The sequence below is a fragment of the Paraburkholderia edwinii genome (assembly GCF_019428685.1).
Taxonomy (GTDB): Bacteria; Pseudomonadota; Gammaproteobacteria; order Burkholderiales; family Burkholderiaceae; genus Paraburkholderia; species Paraburkholderia edwinii.
Genome location: NZ_CP080096.1, coordinates 2,841,200 through 2,859,682, shown reverse-complemented (window position 1 = coordinate 2,859,682; position 18,483 = coordinate 2,841,200). Strand labels below are relative to the sequence as shown.

The following is an 18,483-nucleotide window of genomic DNA, read 5'->3' as shown; positions in this document are numbered from 1 at the left end:
AATGAAGATTGACGACATCCTGTTGTTGTCGTACGTCGACGGCGTGCTGCCGGCCGATCAGAAGCAACAGGTTGAAGAGGGGATCGGGTCGTCGGCTGAACTCGCGGAACGTGTGGCATTGCTACGCGCGTCTCGGCTACCTTATCAGCACGCGTTCGCACATCAGAAGTTGCCTGAGGTGCCTGAGCGTCTGGTGGAACTGGTGGGCCGCATTGCGCGCGGCGATGTCCATGCGCAATACGACGAGCAGTACGACGACGCACCCACTGCGAAGGCTGACGATATACGCGTGCCCTCGGGTCCGCCTCCTGCTGGCATGCCGCCCGCGTGGCAATTGTCGCGTCGCGCGCCGTTTCGCGTGGCGCCTGCCTGGCTTGCGGTGGCCTTCGTTGCGGGCGCGTTCTGCTGGGGCGCAGTGTTCCGGCTTGCCGCCGATTCGCGCACAGGCTCGGGCATGTTCGACGGCACGCCGCTCGCGTCGCTATCGGGCAGCGCCGCATCGCCATGGGTGGTGGCGGCCGCGGGCTACCAGCAGCTCTATGCGCACGAAACCCTCGCTGAAGTGCAGCCCGATATGGTGCAGTCCGCGCATATCGTCGACGAGATCCGGCAGGAAGATGGGCTCGACGTGCATGTGCCGGACCTGAGCGCATCGGGTCTCACGTTCAAGCGTGTGCAGCGCCTGCGCTTTCATGGCAGGCCGCTTGTGCAGATCGTGTATCTGCCGGCGTCCGGTTCGCCGGTTGCGCTGTGCGTGACGAAAGAAGCGAAGCCCGATCACGCGATCGCCGAACAAAGCATCGACGATATGAGCGTGGTGACGTGGAGGCGCGGGCAGCTCGGCTACGCACTGATCGGCAAACGCGATGGCATTGCGCTGCCCGATCTGGGCAAGATGCTGGCCGAGAGCCACAACAGCCAGCTATTCGGTAAGGCATCCTTTGATTCGCTGCTGGCCAGCATGACCTGATACTGCATGCCGTGCCGCATGCGCCGCGATGGTGTCGCGCCAACATGATGGCGCGACCAGGCGGCGCCGGATGGCGTGTGTGCCCGCGTGGGGCAGTCGTATGCGGGTATTCGTGGGTTATCTTCGCGTGGCCTGTCTTCGCGATTGTCTTGGCGCGGTTGTCTTCGCGTATCCACACGTTCATGTTACGACGGACGATGAACAGTCTTTAAGTTACATCGGCTTTGCTAGAAGTGGCCGATAACTTACCAACGAAGTCTAACGGATTAGCGTTCGTGCAGATTCTCTATTTTCGCAGGCGTTTTCGTATGCAGCGAAAAGAGCATCACACGCAGCCGGTGGCTGGTCCAAGGCCACAAGCAGCGCATCTCAGTTTCGGCGGCGCACATCAGGTTCCTGTTTAACGTTTGCGCGGCAAGCCGGCTTGTTTATAGCGAGCATCAGGCGACATTACCCGCGACCATATTGAACTGCGGGCTTCTACCCGGTCTACGTCCGCCTTGCATCCATTCACGCACCGAAGTCGTCATTTCCTCGACCACGCCGAACGTATCTTCATGGTCGACGCTGAATTCGAGCATCAGGCCGTTGGGGTCCTTGATGTACAGCGACGTGCAAAAGCCATGCTGGAGCATCAGGGGCTCATAGCCGGCTTTCGTGAGGCGCTGTTCGATTTCGTCCTGCGTCGCGGCCTCGACGAGCAGCGAGATATGCACGAAGAGCGACTGCTCCTTTTCCTTCCAGGCGGCCTGCTTGCCGGGATCGTCGAACGTGAAGAACGCGAGCGTGCTGCCGTCGCCGAGTTCGTAAAACGCGTAGCCGAGATCGACGCAGGTTTCGCCGATCCGCTCGGATTCGACTTCATAGGCCACCAGCGGCAGGCCCAGAACCTTTTCGTAAAAGTGGCGCGTTTGCTGGTGGTTATCCGTCGTAAAGGCATGGTGATGCAAACGCATCGGAAGCTTCTTCAACGGCCGCACGGCCTTCTCAAACACCGACTGATTCATCATTGCTTCAACTCCTTTGCTGCTGGATGTAAACACGAGGTGGCGCCCCTTGCGCCTTGCAGCCGTGCCGGCACGCAAATAGCCGCACCACCCGCGACGCTCCGATTCTGCTTTACGTCAAAAAGCATGCTGCTCAGCTAAAACAACTGGGGCGGACGATTATTCCTGGGCATCCGCGCGCTGCTGCAGTGAATGTCGGTTGATGTGAAATGATGCTTCGCCGCGCGCGCACGCGACGTATCCAGTTGGGAATATCGGAATGCAATCGCACAGTAGTACGTGAGTTTCCAATACGGAACCGAAGGGCTTCATATGCGTGTCATCAAGCACTTGCTGACAACGCGCGCATTACAGCAGGAAAACACAACCGCGCAGAACCGCGCGGAATCGTAGTGTCCGCAACTATCCGGGGCGCCCGCACACGTGTGCGGTTTCACGCTACATCATCGGCATCGAAGTTGTGCTGGTGGTTTGAACATCGATTCGTCCATACACGCCATTTGCTTCATCGTTAGGCCCTGCGGCGAAAAACAGCGTATTGACCGGCTGATTGTCGAGGCCGTTGCCGAATGCGATTCCCCATAAGCCCGCTTGAACGAATGCGGCGCCGTTCGCCGTGTTCAGCGTGCCCATGAGAAGACCGCTCGACTGATCGAATGCATGAATCATCCCGTCGCCGAAGTTGCCGATGAGTACCGCGTTGCTGAACGGCCCGAAACTCGACGGCGCCTGCGCGATACCCCAAGGTGCGTTAAGCGGACCGCCGGACGCAAAACGCTGCCTGAAATTGCCCTCGGTATCGAAGACATCGACGAAGCCGAGTCCCGCGCCGGCGACGTCGTCCTGTGCATCGGGGTCCTGCTGCGCGTAGGTCACGAAAAGCCGCGTGCCGATTGCCTGAATGCCGAATGGCGCGAAGCCCGCGGGTAACGATGGATCGCGAAAACCGCCGGGCATGGCGACTTTCGTAAAGGTTCTGTCGAATACGTCGATCTTGTTGTTGTGGAAGTCGGTTGCATACAGAAAGTTGTTGTCTGCAACCCAGACAAATCCGTTCGGATTGAACGCAACGCCCCATCCGTGCTTGAGGTTCGCGTCCGTATGCGCGGCGGGGACCGCGCCGTCTGAAACGAGCAGGGTTTCAGCGAAGCTTTGCATCGTGGTGTTGACGGAACCGGAACCTCCCCCTCCACCGCACGCGACGAGTATCGACAAGGACGCACCGCCCGCGACGGTGCGTAACGCCTTCAGTGCGTTAAGCGCTTTAAGCACAGACTTCATGATCGTACTCATCCAATCACCGGGGATTGATACGGACACTGAACGAAATGCCTGCGCGCTTTATTCCTGCGACGCCGAGACTATTTGCAGCGCATCGTTCGCCGATGAATACTTCGTGCGAAAGACCGCCTGAGCGGCGCTGCATCGCGGCCCGCATCATACGATCGGGCAATAGCGTCATCGCGACGTGGGCGATATGATCGATGCTCCAAAAAATAGCGGGAAAGGAGACGTTACCTATGGATCGTTTGACGGCGATGGAGACTTTCGTCAGCGTGATCGAGGCGGGATCGTTTTCCGGCGCTGCGCGCCGCCTCGATGTCGGGCAGCCTGCCGTGTCAAAGTCGATTGCGCAGCTGGAGGAGCGCCTCGGCGTGCGGCTCGTGATGCGCTCGACGCGCGGTCTAACGCCGACCGAAGCGGGGCAGCAGTACTACCAGCGCGCAAAACGCGCGATCGAAGAGATCGACGAGGCGGAACTCGTGGCGCGCGGCGCGGCAGCAGGCCTGTCGGGCCGCTTGCGTGTCAGCGCGGCGGTTACGTTCGCGCGGCTTCATATCGTGCCGAAAATGAAGACGTTCCTCGCGCGCCATCCGGAACTGAACGTCGACGTCGTGCTCGACGACCGCACGGTCGATTTGCTGGAACAGGGTGTCGACGTCGCGTTCCGCATGGGCACGCTCGACGATTCGAGCATGACCGCGCGCAGGATCGCGCGGAGTCCGCGCTTCGTGATCGGCACGCCCGCGTATTTCGACGAAGCGGGCGTGCCGGCAACGCCTGCCGACCTTGCCTCGCATCAGGCAATCGTCTACGAGCAGCGCGGCGGCGGCACCGCATGGTCGTTCAGGCGCGGCAATGCCGAAACCGCGGTGGTGGTGAGCGGCAGAATGCGCGTCACCGCCGCGGAAGGCGTGCGCGCCGCAGTGCTCGCAGATATGGGCGTCGCGGTAGCGTCGGAGTGGATGTTTGCGCCGGAACTCGCGAGCGGCGAGGTGCGGGCGGTGCTGACCGAATGGGCGCTGCCGCCGGTCGAACTATGGGCCATGTTCCCGACGGGGCGCATGGCGAGCGCGAAAGCGCGTGCATTTACGGCGTTTATCGAAGAGGCGCTCGGCGCGGGCACTTTGGCGCCAGCATAGATAACGGTAAACTAACGGTGAAACGACGGCCACAACGCCAGATACCACTCCGGGCACGGCATCACGCGCTATATCGCCACGCGTACCCATCGCCTTTGCGCATGACGTGTCCGATCGACGTCTCCGGAAAATGCGCGGTAAACAGCAGCGCGTCGCGCTTGACTGCATAGTCGAGCAGCCAGCGCCGCGAATTGCGCGCGCGATTTTCGTCGAGCGCAAACGTCGAACACCATTCGGGCCGATACACCTGCAGCGGGTTATGCATCACATCGCCGCAAAAAAGCGCTTCATAGCCGTTTGAGCGGATCGAGATCGCCATATGCGCGATGCTGTGCCCGGGCGTCGGATGAAACACGACGCCGTCGAGAAATTCCCCGCCGGTCTCGGGAATCATGACCGCCTGATTCGACTCGATCACAGGCAACACGCTGTCTTCGAACACCATCCTGCGGCTGGCGCCCGCGCGGGTCGCGAAGAAATCCTTCTCCGCTTGCGGAAACACATACTTTGCGCGGCCGAACGTCGGCATCCAGCGGCCGTCGACGAGATGCGTATTCCAGCCGACATGATCCGCATGCAGATGCGTGAGCAGCACGTAGTCGACGTCGTCGGGCCGCACGCCCGCGTGCGCGAGGCGCTCGATAAACGAGGTCTGCAACTGGTCGAAGCGCGCATTGAACGGGCGGTACTTGCCGTTGCCGATGCCGGTATCGATCAGCAGCGTGTGCCCGCCGGTGCGGACCACCCACGTATGCACGTTCAGCATCACTTCCTCCTGCTGCACGTCGAGCGTGGCCGGCGAGAGCAGCCGACCGAGTTCCGCACAGCATATCGTGCGCCAGTTCGGATAGAGGAATGAAAGCGGAAGCGCAAACGCGGTTTCAGTGACGCGCGTAATCGATACGTCGCCGATCTGATGAGTAACGGTACTGAATGCGGTACTGAATGCCAATTTTGCCTCGGGACATCGAGCCTCGGCGTGCGGCTCGCGCAATCGTGTGCGCAAAGCGCCGCAAGCCGTTGCCGTGGAAAAGACTCATTGTTCGCATTCGGACCGTGGACGTCTTGCCAATTTGCACAGCGTTTGTTCGATACGCGTGATATCCAAGCGTGAATAACGATTTAGGAAACTTTCACATCCTAACTGCGGCGCGTGCGCCACAGATCGCGTACATAGCGCATCGCGCGCGCCCACGGCGGATCGGCGAACAGCACAAAGGCGCCGGCCGCAAGACAGCCGCATGCGAGAAAGGTGCCGCGATAACCGATGCCCGCCACCAGCAGGCCGGACAACACGCCCGACAGAATCGATCCGACGCGCGATGCGTTGAAGAACAGCGCGGTGGCCGCGCCCGGCTTGCTCGGCATCAGATCCTGGATATAGGTCATGCCGAGGCACGACGTGACCGCGACGACAAACGCACTGAGCGCCTGCATCGGAATCAGCACATCGATCGAGCCGGCCGCCGCCATCGCGACGAAATAGATCACGTGCACGATAGAACAGGCGGCCAGCCAGCGCATTTTGTTCAGCGTCGCGCCGCGCGCGCCGAGCGCGAGCATCATCGGAATTTCAAGGAACGCACCGAGACCGAGCATGATCGACACGTCGATGCGCGCGCCATGCATGCCATGCACGATGTACAGCGGCAGCACGATCATCGTCGCGTTCGCGGCGAGGCCGATTAACGTCAGGGCGATGACCGAACGCCAGATCTGGCGCGCCGGCGCGCTCGGGTGCGTGTAATCGGGCTGCACGGGCTGTTCCGGCTCCGGCGTGGTGACTTCGAGCGAAGAAGCCGGGTCGCCGGGAACATGCTCGGGCGCGCTATGCAATTCGCCGCCGGGCACCTCGTGCATGCGCCAGATAATCGTGGCGCAGGCTGCAAAGCTTGCGGCCGCGAACAGAAAAAGCCCATGGAAGTTAGCCACCGCCAGCACGAGCGCGCCGAGCGACGGACCGAATACCCATGCGACCGACAGCAGCGTACGCAGCGTCGCCGTTGCGAACGCGCGCTCGGCTTCGTCGCGCACCGGTAGCGCCGCGCGGCCGAATGAAAACACGAGCGAAAGCGCCGAGCCGCCCGCGCCGAGAAACACGATGCCGATGACGAGCAGCGCATGATAGTTGCGCACGAAACAGATCAGCAGATAGCCGAGCGCCGACAGAAGCAAGGCCGCGAGCAGCAGCGGACGATGGTGCCCGTGGCGGTCCGACCACTTCCCGGCCCACGCGCTGATCGCGACGCCGCTTGCGGCGATCAACGTCATAAAGACGCCGAGCATGAGCGGCGTCATCTGGGCCTGCTCGACGCCGAACAGCGACAGATACGGCGCGGTAAACGACATCGCGACGCCGAGCATCAGCGTTGCGGCTGCGAGAGGCAGGAAATGCGGAATACGGGCGAGTTCGACGAGTCGGGCGTTCATTGCTACTGAGGGGATCACTGCGCTGCACGGGCCGCGCACCATGTGAGCGAGTGAAGCGGCACGCACAAGGCCTGCTTGCCGCTGACACTACGCTCTCAATGCGCGTTGCATCGCGCGCCGATCCGCGCGCAGCGTCGCCGTCGAATCAGCACCGCTTCCGATTCACACGACCCACGCCGCGACATCCGCCGGTCCGACCTCGCGATTACCCAGCACGAAACGCGCATTGTCCGGCGCGTTAGCTCGCCATGCAACCTCGCCGTAATTGAAAATAAATCGCAGGCGGCCCAGGCGCTGCAAACGTACGCCTTCGGGCAGCATTATCACGTCGATTCCGGCTTCGCGCGCGCATCGCGCGAGCAGCGCGCGCAGCAATGCGTCGTCGAAGCAGGCGGTGGCCATGCGCACGCGCCCGGATTGCACGATAGCGGGCAGGCCGTCGTCGAATGCCGCGCCGACCGTGACGCCGCCGCCCGCTTCGACGTGATCGCGCCAGCGTAGCCCGTGCCCTGCGACGCCGTCGATCGTCACGCCCAGGCGTAACGTGGGCCGCAGCGATTCGCTTTGCAGCACGCGCACGTTCAACGCGGCTTGCAACGGACCCGGCGGCAGCGTGGCCGGAATCGTGAAGTCGCGTGTTCTCGAACCGCTGCGCGGACCGAATAGCCATTGTGCATTGCTGTTTGCGATCTGCGCGACGAGACTGTCGGGCACGATCGGCAGCGATGGCGCAACGACGAGCGCGTAGCCCGACACATCGGCATGAGGCGACAGCATATCGACGTCGATGCCCATCGAGCGAAAGGCGCTGTACCACTCGAACACGAGGCGCTGATAGTCGAAATCGGCGCCGTGCCGCTGGGTCTGCACGATCCAGTCGGCTTCATAATCGAACAGCAGGGCGACCGGCGCGCGCTGCTGCCGCGCATTGCTTGCGTTCGCAACGAATTCGGATTCGAATGCCGCGACCTCGCGCGCGACCCGCGCAATTTCATGGCCGCCCGCCGTCAGCGTGTCGTCGGGCGCATTGATGCCCGAATGCATCTGCTCCTGCGCAAACGGCGCCTGACGCCAACGGAAATACGACACGAGCTCGGCGCCGTGCGCGAACGCGTCCCATGTCCAGAGCCGTGTCATCCCGGCTTTTGGGATTGGGTTGTAAGGCGCCCAGTTGACGGGCCCAACCTGCTGTTCCATCACCCACATGCGGCCACGGCCGACGCCGCGATACAGATCGTGATTGAACGACGGAATGTCCGGATGGCCGCTGCGCGCCCAGCGATGTTTGACGTCGTCGTCAAACCACAGCACCTCGGTGCGCGGAATCGGGTAGCTGTCCCATGCGGCGACATCGAGCCCGCTCTTCGCGAACTCGTAATGATCGAAGGCTGTAAAAAAGCCCATAAAGTTATGCAGCAGGTCGCGCCCCGGCGCATGCTCGCGGATCAAATCGCCTTGCAGTGCGTGAAAGCTCGCGGTTTCGGCCGACATAAAGCGCCGGAAATCGAGCCAGTGGCTCGGATTCGCATCGGTCGGCGTGCGGTTCGGCAGGCCGATTTCATCGAAGCCGCGGTACTCCATGCTCCAGAACACGTTGCCCCATGCGTCGTTCAATGCGCCGATTTCGCCATAGCGCGTTTCGAGCCATTGCGCGAAGCGCGCGCGTGCAACTTCGGTGTAGGTCGGCACCGTATCGTGGCAGCCCAGTTCGTTATCGGTTTGCCACGCGACGACAGCGGGGTGTCTGCCGTAGCGGCGCACCATCTGTTCGACGATGCGCGCGCAGTATTGGCGATACACGTCGCTCGAAATGTCGTAGTGGCGGCGCGAACCGAAGTTGTAGGTCATGCCGTTCTGCGCGACCGGCAGAACGTCCGGATGCTGGTGAACGAGCCACATCGGCGGCGCCGCGGTCGGCGTGCCGAGCACGACTTCGAGGCCCTGCCGCGCGAGCACGTCGATCACGGTATCAAGCCATTCCCACTCGTAACGGCCCGCTTCTGGCTCCATCCGGCTCCACGCGAACTCAGCGATGCGCACGCGGCGAATGCCGAGCTCGGCCATGCGGCGCGCGTCGCTTTCCCATTTCTCGCGCGGCCATTGTTCGGGGTAGTAGCAGACTCCTAAGCGCATGAGTGTCTCGCGTTGATAAGGATAAAGCGTTGAATTTCGATAGGCACGCCCGCGCCGAACCGCGCACGCGCGTCAACGTGCGAAGTACGCGTCAGCACAGATAAGCGCGGCGGCGGGGTTTTTCCGGTTTGCTTAACCTTTCGTCGCGCCGAACGTCAGGCCCGCGACGAAGTGTTTCTGCATGGCGAAGAACATCAGCACCGACGGCAGCGCGGCGAGCACCGAACCTGCGGAGACGAGATTCCACGCGGTGGTCCACTGGCCGCGCAAGGCCGCGACGCCAACCGTGATCGGCGCGGCATCGTCCCCCTGCGTGAGGCACAGCGCCCAGAAGTAGTCGTTCCAGATAAACGTGAAGACCAGAATACCGAGCGCGGCAAGCGCCGGACGCACGAGCGGCAGCACGATACGCGCGTAGATGGCCCATTCGCTTGCGCCTTCGACGCGCGCCGCTTCAATCAGCTCGTACGGCAGCTCGCGAATGAAATTGCGCAGAAACAGCGTGCAAAAGCCGGTCTGGAATGCGATATGAAACAGCATCAACCCCCAGACGGTGTTGTAGAGCCCGAGGTCGAGCGTAAGCTGCCGCACCGGAATCATCAGAATCTGGATCGGCACGAAGTTGCCCGCGACGAAAATCGCAAGCAGCAGCATGTTGCCGCGGAAGCGATAGTTCGCCAGCGCGTGGCCGGCCATCGACGCCAGAAAAATCGACACCGCGACCGCCGGCAACGTGATCAGCACGCTATTCATGAAGTAATGCAGCATCGGCGTCTGCGTGAGCGCGATCCTGTAGTTGTCGACCAGCGCAAAATGCTGCGGCCAGCCCCAGTAATTGCCGGCGGACAGTTCGTCGCTCGAGCGGATCGACGTGGTCAGCACCGCGATCAGCGGCAGCAGCCATAACAGCAGCGCGAACGGCAGCGACACCTTGTACAGCAGACGGTTAGCGGGGCGCCAGCGCGAAACGGGCATCGGATACATGGCGGCTCCTTACGATTCGCTGCGCACGAGGCGGCGCAGCTGCCAGACGATAAAGGCGAGCATGATCAGGAACAGCACGACGGCGATCGCGGCCGAATAGCCTTCGCGGTAGTACTTGATCGCCTGGTCGTACATGTAATAGGCGAGCACGGTCGAGCTGTCGAATGGACCGCCGCCGCTCATCACCGAGATCAGATCGAAGCTGCGCAGCGCGCCGATCACGGTCAGCACGAAGGCCATGAACGTGGCGGGCCGCAATTGCGGCAGGATGATGTGCCACAACAGCTTGAAACCCTGCGCGCCTTCCATGCGCGCGGCCTCGATGATTTCGCTATTGATGCCGGTCAGGCCCGTCAGATAGAGAATCATGCAAAAGGGTATTTGCGGCCACAGCGCCGCGAAGATAATGCCGTACGTCACATAGCGCGGGTCGCCAAGCACCGGTATGCCGTGGCCGATGATGAGCCTCAGCAGGCCGAACGTCGGGTCGTAAAACCAGCTGAACACCAGGCCGACCACGACGCCCGGCAGCACGAACGGTGCAAAAAATAACGACTTCACGAGCCGTATGCCGCGCACGTTCTGGTTCAGATAAAGCGCGAACGCAAGACCGATCGGCGGCGCGAGAAGAAAGAGTACGAGCCACAGCACGTTATTCTTCAGCGCCACATAAAACGTATCGGTCTGAATCAGCTCCGCGTAGTTTGCGAAGCCGACAAAGCTACGCGGCGTCATGCCATCCCAGTTGTAGAAGCTGAGCACGATGCTGCTCAGCACCGGGTAGACAACGTAAATCGCGAAGATCAGCGCGCCGGGCAACAGAAACATCAGCGCCGCGTGATTGCGCCGCCGGTTCAGCGGCGACTGGCCTTTGCGGCGAACGCGGCTTGCGCTTGCGGCGTGATTGGAGAGCGTGGTGGACATACGGTTTCCTCGCGCGGGCTACGGCGTGGGCGGCGCCCACGGCCCGTTGAAGCAGAATCAGGACCAGCATCAGAACCGGAATCGGGCCGCGCACCGAAGCGCGGCCGCACAACGAGGGCTCGACGCGCGAGCCCTCGCTTCGCGTTACTTATGGTAGATGCGCTTGCGGGTCTGTTCCAGTCGCGCGAGGACCGAATCGATCTGGCTCGGGTCGTTGAAGAACTGCTGCATGCCCTTCATGCCTTCGTCGGCCATTTCTTTCGTCATGTCGCGATCGTAGAACTGCGCAACGCCGCCCGGCGTGTTCGAAAGAATCTGAAAGCCGATCTTTGAGATCGCGTCCTGCGGCTCGGGCGCCTTGTTGTTCGACGGCAGCTGTCCCCAGCCTTTTGCGAGTTCGCCGTTGATTTCAGGCGTCGACATAAACGCGAGCAGCCTGTGTGCGTCCTTCTTGTTCGCGGCCTTCGCCGGAATCATCAGGATGTTCACCGGACCGTCTTCGGCCATCGGCACGGCCGAGTCGATTACAGGGAAGCGGAAGTAGCTCATCTGTTCGCGCGTGGCGTCGGGCAGGCCCGCCGAGAAGAACGTGCCCATCAGCATCATCGCGGCCTTGCCGTTCACGAGCAGCGGGCTCACCGAATCGACGTCGTACGACAGCGCGTTATCGACGAAGTACTTGTCGTCAATCAGCGTTTTCCACGTCGTGTAGACCTTCTTCACGCGCGGGTCGGTATAGGGAACGTCGCCCGCCATCAGCTGTTCGTGAAACTGGTAACCGTTGATGCGCAGGTCCAGATAATCGAACCATGCCGCAAGCGTCCACGAATCTTTCGCCGGGACGGCGATCGGCGCAATGCCGGCCGCTTTCAGTTTCTTGCAGTCTTCGAGGAATTCATTCCACGTTTTGGGCTCCGACGCAATGCCGGCCTTCTGGAACAGATCCTTGCGATAGAAGAAGCCATACGAGTCGTAGCCGAGCGGCGCCGCGTACTGCTTGCCCGCATACGTTGAAGGCGGTTTCACCGACGCGTACGTCTGGTTCCAGCCATTCTTCTGCCAGTCCGCGCTGAGGTCGTCGAGCAGGCCGCGCTTGGCGAAGTACGCCATCCGTTCGCCGTTGTGCCAGCTCAGCACATCGGGCGGGTCGGTGGCGAGCCAGCCGGAAATCTGCACCTTGTACGCTTCTTCGCCGAGATAGGTCACTTTCAGATCGACGTCGGGGTTGGCTTTCTGAAACTGGTCGAAAGCGCTTTGCCAGACGGCGCGCTGATTGCCGCGCGCGGATACGTTGACCTTCAGCGTCGCGGCGTCGACATATGCGCCGGTGCCGAGAGCGAAGCATGCAATGCCCGCGAGCAGCAGGCGGCTTGCCTTCAATTTCATCGTTGTCTCCATTGCCATCGAGGATGGTCGTATGTCTCGTTTTATGGCGGCGGCGACGCTGCGGATCCGACTGCTCCCGCTGCATCACGTGCGGCAAAATTTAAGCGCTTAAATTTTTGCTTGCAACATGCACATTTGCTTTACCATGTGCCGCGTCTGCCTCCGTTCCGCTAAAAGTAGCCGAGCCGTTCCGCCTACGCAACCTTTGGAACGCCATCTTAATATATGGGCAAAATGCGCACGATGACGTGCCTTGAAACACTACACGCACGCGGCAATCGCGCGTTTACCCGCATCAGCGCACGCCGCCGATGGTGACGCTCGCCGAAGTCGCGCGTCACGCGCAGGTGACCGCGGCCACCGTCTCGAACGTGCTGCGCAATCCACAGAAAGTGCGGCCCGCTACCGTCGACCGTGTCATGGCAGCGGTGCGCGAACTCGGCTACCGGCCGAACCTGACCGCGCGCGCGCTCGCCGAAGGCCGCACCTCGACGCTCGCGCTGATGCTGTCGAATATTTCGAATCCGTTCTACCCGGAGTTCGTGCTCGAAGCGGAGGCTGCGGCACGCCGCCACGGCTATTTCCTGCTGGTTTGCAATACTGACGATAACCCTTCGATCGCGCGCGCGTATCTCGACAAGATCGCCGGCACGCTCGCATCCGGCGTGATCGTGATGAACACCGATGTCAGCGTGGACGAACTCGCGGGCATTGCCGCGCGCGGTTCGACGCTCGTGCTATGCATGTGGGAAGGCGCCAAGACATCGCGAGCGCTGCCGTGCGTGACAGTCGACTACGCGTATGCGGGCGCGCTGGCAGCCGATCATCTCGCGGATCTTGGGCACCGGCGCATCGGGACGTTGCTCGGCGAAGGATCGGGTGGACCGCAGTCGCTGCGGCTAAAGGGATTTGTCGATACGCTTGCCGCGCGCGGCATCGATACGACCGCATTGCGTGCCGCGTCATGCCGCGATTCGATCGAAGGCGGCTATGAAGCGGCGCGCACGCTGCTTGCCGCGCATCCGCAACTGACCGCGCTGTTCGCGACGAACGACCTGATGGCGATCGGCGCGATTCAGGCGGCTACCGACAGCGGCCGGCAGGTGCCGCACGATCTGTCCGTGATCGGCCTGACCAATATTCACCTGGCGCATCAATTCCGGCCGGCGCTGACAACGGTGCGTTTTCCGACTGCCTCTATTGCATCGATTGCGGTCGCACTGACGATCGACCGCATCGAGGGTCGCAAAGCGAAGCGCGATGCGTACAAAGTACCGCTGCCCGAACTCGTGGTTCGCGATTCGACCGCACCGGTGACGCGTCGCGCACGCCGCAAATAGCCGGCACATACCGCGCGATGCGGTGAGATTTGTTGAATGGAACAGCAGGGAAACCCGGGACGTTATTGAAATAGACGATGACGATGCAAACGCATGCGTCGTTATCGACAGGACAGTATTTCAATCGACGGATGGAATTTCTCATGAAGGCAAGCATCAGGACATTGATCGCGATCGCAACACTCGCTTCGAGCACGGCTGTTTTCGCACAGACGTATAACGAAGCGCCACTTCAACAACAGAAGCAACAGCAGCAAGCTCAATCGCAACAGAACTCCGCCAGCACGCAGGTTCCGCAATGGATCGCACCCAACACCGCATACGAGGGTAAGACGCGTGCCCAGGTGTACGCCGAACTCGTCGAAGCGCAGCGCGACGGACAGATCGCGTATCTGAACAAAACGGTGTACGCACATCACTGAACTGAACCGCGGCGCCCTTCGCGACACAGCGCCCTATCATGAATAGATAAGACCGTTAGCGAAAACGCATCCCTAGAATCAGACCATCGGTTCAGGTCATCAACTTGAAAAGGATGGTCAGGTGCGAGTTTTAGCGAATGGCGCTAGCGGCGTGCAGTCCGGCAGTCTGAATGACGACGGCCGCACTCATACAGTTACAGGACAAAGCGGCGCGCCGGGGAAAAGCCGTGCGAATGTTTCGCATCGGCATACGGTGGGGCGACGCGCGCTTGATTCTGGTCCTACGCGTAACGCGTCCACGCAAGGCGCCGCGCAAACTACGGGAAGCGCTGGTCAGACAGGTGGCTCCCACGGCCACTGGCTTGCCATCGGGGCGATCTCGCTGCCGGGCCAGGTAAAAGCGGCTTCGGACAATCCGGACACGTTTAGCGTGCTCGGCGCTACAACCGGCGGGACGATGACCGCCGCGGAATATCTCGCCCTGGTTAACAAAGGCCGCAGCCCGGTTCTGAAGGGTGCCTATCAGGGCGCAATGTTCGCAGGGTTGGTGGTCAACACCGGCATGGATCTGTACAGCCTCGGTGAGGACGCAAGGCAGCTTGGCGAGAATCCGAATTCGGAGCTGGCGCAGTGGCGTTTTGCGAACAGTGTCGTTCGCGTGTTTGCGAATGGCGCAGCGATGCTATTGATGCCGCTCGCACCGGCGGCTGGCTTTGTACCGCTGCTGCTGCCGGACTTCGGTGAAATTGGGAATGCCATCGCCCTGCAGAAACAGAAGACCAATCTCGAGCGTAGTGGCCAGCAGACCGAGGCGAACGCGACGGGGCAAGCGCACACGGCCGCCGCGTTAAATGCGACGCCGATCGTGAACTGGTTTGCGCCGTTTTATCAGAATGCGCTGACGCCTGATGTCGAGAAATTCGAACATGCACACGGCAATTTCGACGGTCAGCCGCCGCAGGCCGAACTGCCGGCCGGCACTGGCAACAATCCGTCCGTAACGGACTACTACGGCCGTGCGATGCAGGAGCGTGCCGAGCGCGTCGCGGAAAACATGACGCCTTTTTTGCGCGACGCGGCGGGCAAGAGCGGCACCGACTACGTCACGCTGCTTTCCCATTGGCCGCAAACCTTCTGCTGGCCGTCGAGCGGCAATCCGATGCGGACATTCGACCGGGCCATCGCGCTGACCTATTCTCGCAAGACCGATACGGTCATCCCGACTTTCTTCGGCCGGGACGTTGACGGCAGCTTTCGCGCGCCATCCTATAACCACGACATTCCGCTGCAGCAAAGCAGCCAGCATCTGTTCTATTTCTCGAGCATGCTCGATAAGGGCAAGCAGCAGGAAATCGTGAACCTGCACGAATAAATGCCGCGGATTGCCGGCACATCGGGGACGGACTAATGAATCAGCTCGAATCGGGCAGCGCGCTACGGTCCGGTACACCCGTGGAGCAAACGGGCCAAATGGGCAATGCGCAGCAAAATGGGCTCACGCCACCTGCTTCTCAATCCGACGGTGAACCGGTCAGTCCGTCGGTGCCGCCGCCGCAAGCGAACAGTGTGCAGTTCAAGGCGGGCGGACTTGCCACCGCGCTTGCCGGCACCCGTGGCTCCGATTCTGGCTTGCGTCCGGGCGTGCTGGTCGCCGCTCATCGCATCGGTTATTCGGGCACGGGCATGCTTGGCAATACGATGCGCGGGTTGTCCGGCATCGGCCAGTTGCTGGATCCGCAGAGCGGGAAGGATCCGCTTTCGACTGCCTTGCAGATCGCGAAAGCCGTCGGCAACACATTGGGCTACGGCATCGATTTCTCTCGCGTCGACAACAAGCGCGCCACCGTGCGGAATTACCTATCCTCACCGTTCCATCAGGATAGCTATTCGTTCGACCATGTGCCCGACCCTCGGCAGCAGGTGCAGCTTCGCGCGATCCGTCGACCTGAGCAAAGCGCTGGACCCATGATCGGGCAAGCGGATCAGACCGCGTTACCCGCAGCGGATAAGCGCGACGGCGAGTCGCATCCGGCACGCCGCAGCGTGGTTCCGTCGAGCGTGAAGGGCAACGGCCATTGGTTCGGCATCGATATGGTCGCGTTGTCGTCGAGCGTCAACAACGTCACGCGAGACCATCAAGCAGCAAGTATCGCGACCGTGACCTCCGATACGATCAGCACGGCGGCGGACTCGATCGCCACATTCAATCTGAAAGGAGGCAAGCCGCTGACGATCGCGGCCAAGGCGCTGTCGCTGATATCGACCACCGTGAGTCTCGCGCCCTCGATCGGCCAGTTGGCCTCCGATGTGGCCGAACTGATCCGACATCCGGACAGCGCGCAGGCGAAGTGGAACGTCGCAAACAGTGGCGTGCAACTCGGTGGAGGGCTTCTTGCCGCTGCAGCATCGTTCGTCTATCCGCCCGCTGCGCTCGCGACGCTGCTGTTTCCGAACTTCGCTGAAGTCGGGCACGCGATCGAACTCGACGACGCAGAGCGCGACCTGCGCAGTCGCGGACTGACCAGGGAAGCCGACGCGGTTCACGCGAAACATACGACAGCGGCGCTGGACGCGACGCCGGTGGTCAACTGGTTCTCATCGTTCTATTCGAAGAGCCTGCGGCCCGACATCGAGCGCTTCGAGCTCGCGCAAGGCAACCGGCCCGGCAAACCGCCGATGGGTGAGCTTCCACCGTCCGCGCACGCCGACCGCGCCGTCGCCGATTACTACGGCGCCGCGCTGCGCGAGCGTGTCCACACGCTTGAAGCGGCCGCGAAAGATTATCTGAAGCAGATCGCCGACACCGCGCAACTCGACTCCGTGACGCTGATCTCGCGCTCGCCTCAAATGTTCGGCTGGCCGTCGGATGGCCAGCCGATGCGTGTTTTCGACCGCGCCGTGGTGCTCACGTACGCCCGGCAAAGCGGTGAAGTGCACGGCGCCTTCATCGGGAAAGAGCGCGACGGCACATTCCGTCTGCCGGTGATGAATGAAGGCATGGCGCCCGCCACCGGCAAAAAGAACCTCGTGATCCAGAGCAATATGCTCGACAACGAGAAGCAGCCCGTCAGATTCGATCTTGCGGCATGCAAGGCCGACTCGACGGGAAGCTTCTACGTGTACGACCCAAACGGGTACGCGGCCTGAGCGATCAATCAGAACAAAGTGCGTATGCCGGTCGCAAGAATATAGTTTGTCGATTGAAAGCCATTGAAGGCCGCGCCATTGAACTTCGAGAACATGTATCCGGCGTACACGTCCGTGCGCCGCGTGAAGTGATAGTCGGCCAGCAGCGAGTACTGCCACTGGTTGCCGCCCAGCACGCCTTGCGACTGCTCGGTTTGCGTATCGTAGATGCCGGCCGCGACGTCGAAGGTCGGCGTGAACTGGTAGTCGCCGCCGAAGAAGTAGACGTTGGTGGCGGTCGTCGTCGTGGTGTTGCCGAGCGCGCCTGTAAAGCCGAAGTAATTCACCGTCGTGCCGGGCGTCACCGGGTCGCTCGGCGGCTTGATCACGAAGCGTTCGTAGCCGCCTTTGAGCGTCGCATTGCCGAGCACGTAGCGGGCGGCGATCATATAGTCGTAGTCGTCGTTGAGCGACAGCGCGCCGACATTGGTGCCGATGAGCGGGCTATCGATCGCATTCGCGCCGACGAGCGCGCCCGAGTGCACGATGTCGCGCGCTTCGTAGTAAGTCGCCTGAATGCCGAATGCGTTGTTCTGATAGCCGGCCACGGCGCCGAAGGTCGAGCCGTCGCCGAAGTGGCCGGCGACGCCGCCGAAGCTATATGAAAGGCCGAAGTTGAAGTCGCCGACGTGGTTCGTGTATTTGATGTTGTTATCGGTTCGGGATCCTTCGGTAATGCCACCCGACGAGTAGGATCCCGAAAAGCCGAGCGGCGAAAACAGCTGCGACTGGAACAGCGGATCGTAGGCGGTGATCACGTCGAAGCCGAAGGTCGTCGAACGGCCGAATTCGACGGAACCAAATTTGCCGTCGCGCAGTCCGATGTAAGCGTCGCGGTTGAATAGCTGGCCGTTGAGCGCCGATGCTGCCGCTACCGTATTTTTATTACCCGTCAGCGAGGCGGCCGCGTTATTCAACTGACCTGACTGTGCATTGAAGCCCGATTCGAGATCGAAGAACGCATTCAATCCGCCGCCGAGATTTTCGTTGCCGCGTATGCCCCACCGCGAATCGGAAATGCCGCCGTTGAAGAGGCCGTAGACAGGATTCTGAAACTGGGTGCTGACCTTGCTGACAGGATTCACCGTGGTCGGAAACGAAGAACTTGCATTCGCACTATGTTCGACCACCCCCACCGCGACGTCCATGACCCCGTAAAGCGTGACGCTGTCGCTGTCGTCCGCGTGTGCGGCATCGATCAGCGATCCGAGCACGAGGGCGGCAATCCAGTACTTCCCGCTCGGTATTTTCATCATGTGTCGTCTCCGTGCATTGATT

Annotated in this window: 15 protein-coding genes; 6 read left to right on the top strand and 9 right to left on the bottom strand. The window is 61.5% G+C overall.

Annotated elements, in window-relative coordinates; genetic code table 11:
* Nucleotide 1 precedes the first annotated feature (1 nt).
* Nucleotides 2-970 (top strand): anti-sigma factor family protein, encoded by a 969-nt coding sequence (locus KZJ38_RS34120; protein ID WP_219801424.1) that lies wholly within the window; start codon nucleotides 2-4, stop codon nucleotides 968-970.
* A gap of 440 nt (nucleotides 971-1,410) precedes the next feature.
* Here the strand turns inward: KZJ38_RS34120 and KZJ38_RS34115 are convergent, their stop codons facing one another.
* Both KZJ38_RS34115 and KZJ38_RS34110 read right to left on the bottom strand, forming a co-directional pair.
* A complete protein-coding gene (locus tag KZJ38_RS34115; RefSeq protein WP_219801423.1) occupies nucleotides 1,411-1,980 on the bottom strand; it encodes a VOC family protein in 570 nt (189 codons plus the stop codon).
* Between the two features lie 435 nt (nucleotides 1,981-2,415).
* Nucleotides 2,416-3,258, bottom strand: a complete 843-nt coding sequence (locus KZJ38_RS34110; RefSeq protein ID WP_219801422.1) for a TIGR03118 family protein — start codon at nucleotides 3,256-3,258, stop codon at nucleotides 2,416-2,418.
* 239 nt (nucleotides 3,259-3,497) lie between these two features.
* Between KZJ38_RS34110 and KZJ38_RS34105 the strand changes: the two genes are divergently transcribed.
* Nucleotides 3,498-4,400, top strand: a complete 903-nt coding sequence (locus KZJ38_RS34105; RefSeq protein ID WP_219801421.1) for a LysR family transcriptional regulator — start codon at nucleotides 3,498-3,500, stop codon at nucleotides 4,398-4,400.
* A 61-nt stretch (nucleotides 4,401-4,461) separates the two neighbouring features.
* Here KZJ38_RS34105 and KZJ38_RS34100 read toward each other — a convergent pair whose 3' ends face one another.
* From KZJ38_RS34100 to KZJ38_RS34075, 6 genes are all read right to left on the bottom strand, one after another.
* Complete coding sequence (locus KZJ38_RS34100) at nucleotides 4,462-5,352, bottom strand: MBL fold metallo-hydrolase (RefSeq protein ID WP_219801420.1); 891 nt, start codon at nucleotides 5,350-5,352, stop codon at nucleotides 4,462-4,464.
* A 188-nt stretch (nucleotides 5,353-5,540) separates the two neighbouring features.
* Nucleotides 5,541-6,830: a sugar efflux transporter gene (locus KZJ38_RS34095; protein ID WP_219801419.1), complete on the bottom strand. Its 1,290-nt coding sequence runs from the start codon at nucleotides 6,828-6,830 to the stop codon at nucleotides 5,541-5,543.
* A 162-nt stretch (nucleotides 6,831-6,992) separates the two neighbouring features.
* The gene (locus KZJ38_RS34090; RefSeq protein WP_219801418.1) at nucleotides 6,993-8,963 is read right to left on the bottom strand and encodes a beta-galactosidase; all 1,971 of its coding nucleotides are present in this window, start codon (nucleotides 8,961-8,963) and stop codon (nucleotides 6,993-6,995) included.
* A gap of 132 nt (nucleotides 8,964-9,095) precedes the next feature.
* Nucleotides 9,096-9,947, bottom strand: a complete 852-nt coding sequence (locus tag KZJ38_RS34085) for a carbohydrate ABC transporter permease (protein WP_219801417.1) — start codon at nucleotides 9,945-9,947, stop codon at nucleotides 9,096-9,098.
* 9 nt (nucleotides 9,948-9,956) lie between these two features.
* Nucleotides 9,957-10,871: a carbohydrate ABC transporter permease gene (locus KZJ38_RS34080; RefSeq protein ID WP_219801416.1), complete on the bottom strand. Its 915-nt coding sequence runs from the start codon at nucleotides 10,869-10,871 to the stop codon at nucleotides 9,957-9,959.
* 144 nt (nucleotides 10,872-11,015) lie between these two features.
* Complete coding sequence (locus KZJ38_RS34075; protein ID WP_219801415.1) at nucleotides 11,016-12,257, bottom strand: ABC transporter substrate-binding protein; 1,242 nt, start codon at nucleotides 12,255-12,257, stop codon at nucleotides 11,016-11,018.
* 311 nt (nucleotides 12,258-12,568) lie between these two features.
* Here KZJ38_RS34075 and KZJ38_RS34070 point away from each other — a divergent pair, with 311 nt between their 5' ends.
* The 4 genes from KZJ38_RS34070 (at nucleotide 12,569) to KZJ38_RS34055 (ending at nucleotide 17,166) form a co-directional block, all read left to right on the top strand.
* Nucleotides 12,569-13,597, top strand: coding sequence for a LacI family DNA-binding transcriptional regulator (locus KZJ38_RS34070; RefSeq protein ID WP_219801414.1), 1,029 nt, complete (start codon nucleotides 12,569-12,571; stop codon nucleotides 13,595-13,597).
* 143 nt (nucleotides 13,598-13,740) lie between these two features.
* Nucleotides 13,741-14,019, top strand: a complete 279-nt coding sequence (locus tag KZJ38_RS34065) for a DUF4148 domain-containing protein (protein ID WP_219801413.1) — start codon at nucleotides 13,741-13,743, stop codon at nucleotides 14,017-14,019.
* 457 nt (nucleotides 14,020-14,476) lie between these two features.
* Nucleotides 14,477-15,391 (top strand): hypothetical protein, encoded by a 915-nt coding sequence (locus KZJ38_RS34060; RefSeq protein ID WP_219801412.1) that lies wholly within the window; start codon nucleotides 14,477-14,479, stop codon nucleotides 15,389-15,391.
* Nucleotides 15,392-15,426: 35 nt separating this feature from the next.
* Entirely contained in the window at nucleotides 15,427-17,166 is a 1,740-nt protein-coding gene (locus tag KZJ38_RS34055; protein WP_219801411.1) for a hypothetical protein, read from the top strand.
* 8 nt (nucleotides 17,167-17,174) lie between these two features.
* Here KZJ38_RS34055 and KZJ38_RS34050 read toward each other — a convergent pair whose 3' ends face one another.
* Complete coding sequence (locus KZJ38_RS34050; RefSeq protein ID WP_219801410.1) at nucleotides 17,175-18,461, bottom strand: porin; 1,287 nt, start codon at nucleotides 18,459-18,461, stop codon at nucleotides 17,175-17,177.
* Between the last annotated feature and the right edge of the window lie 22 nt (nucleotides 18,462-18,483).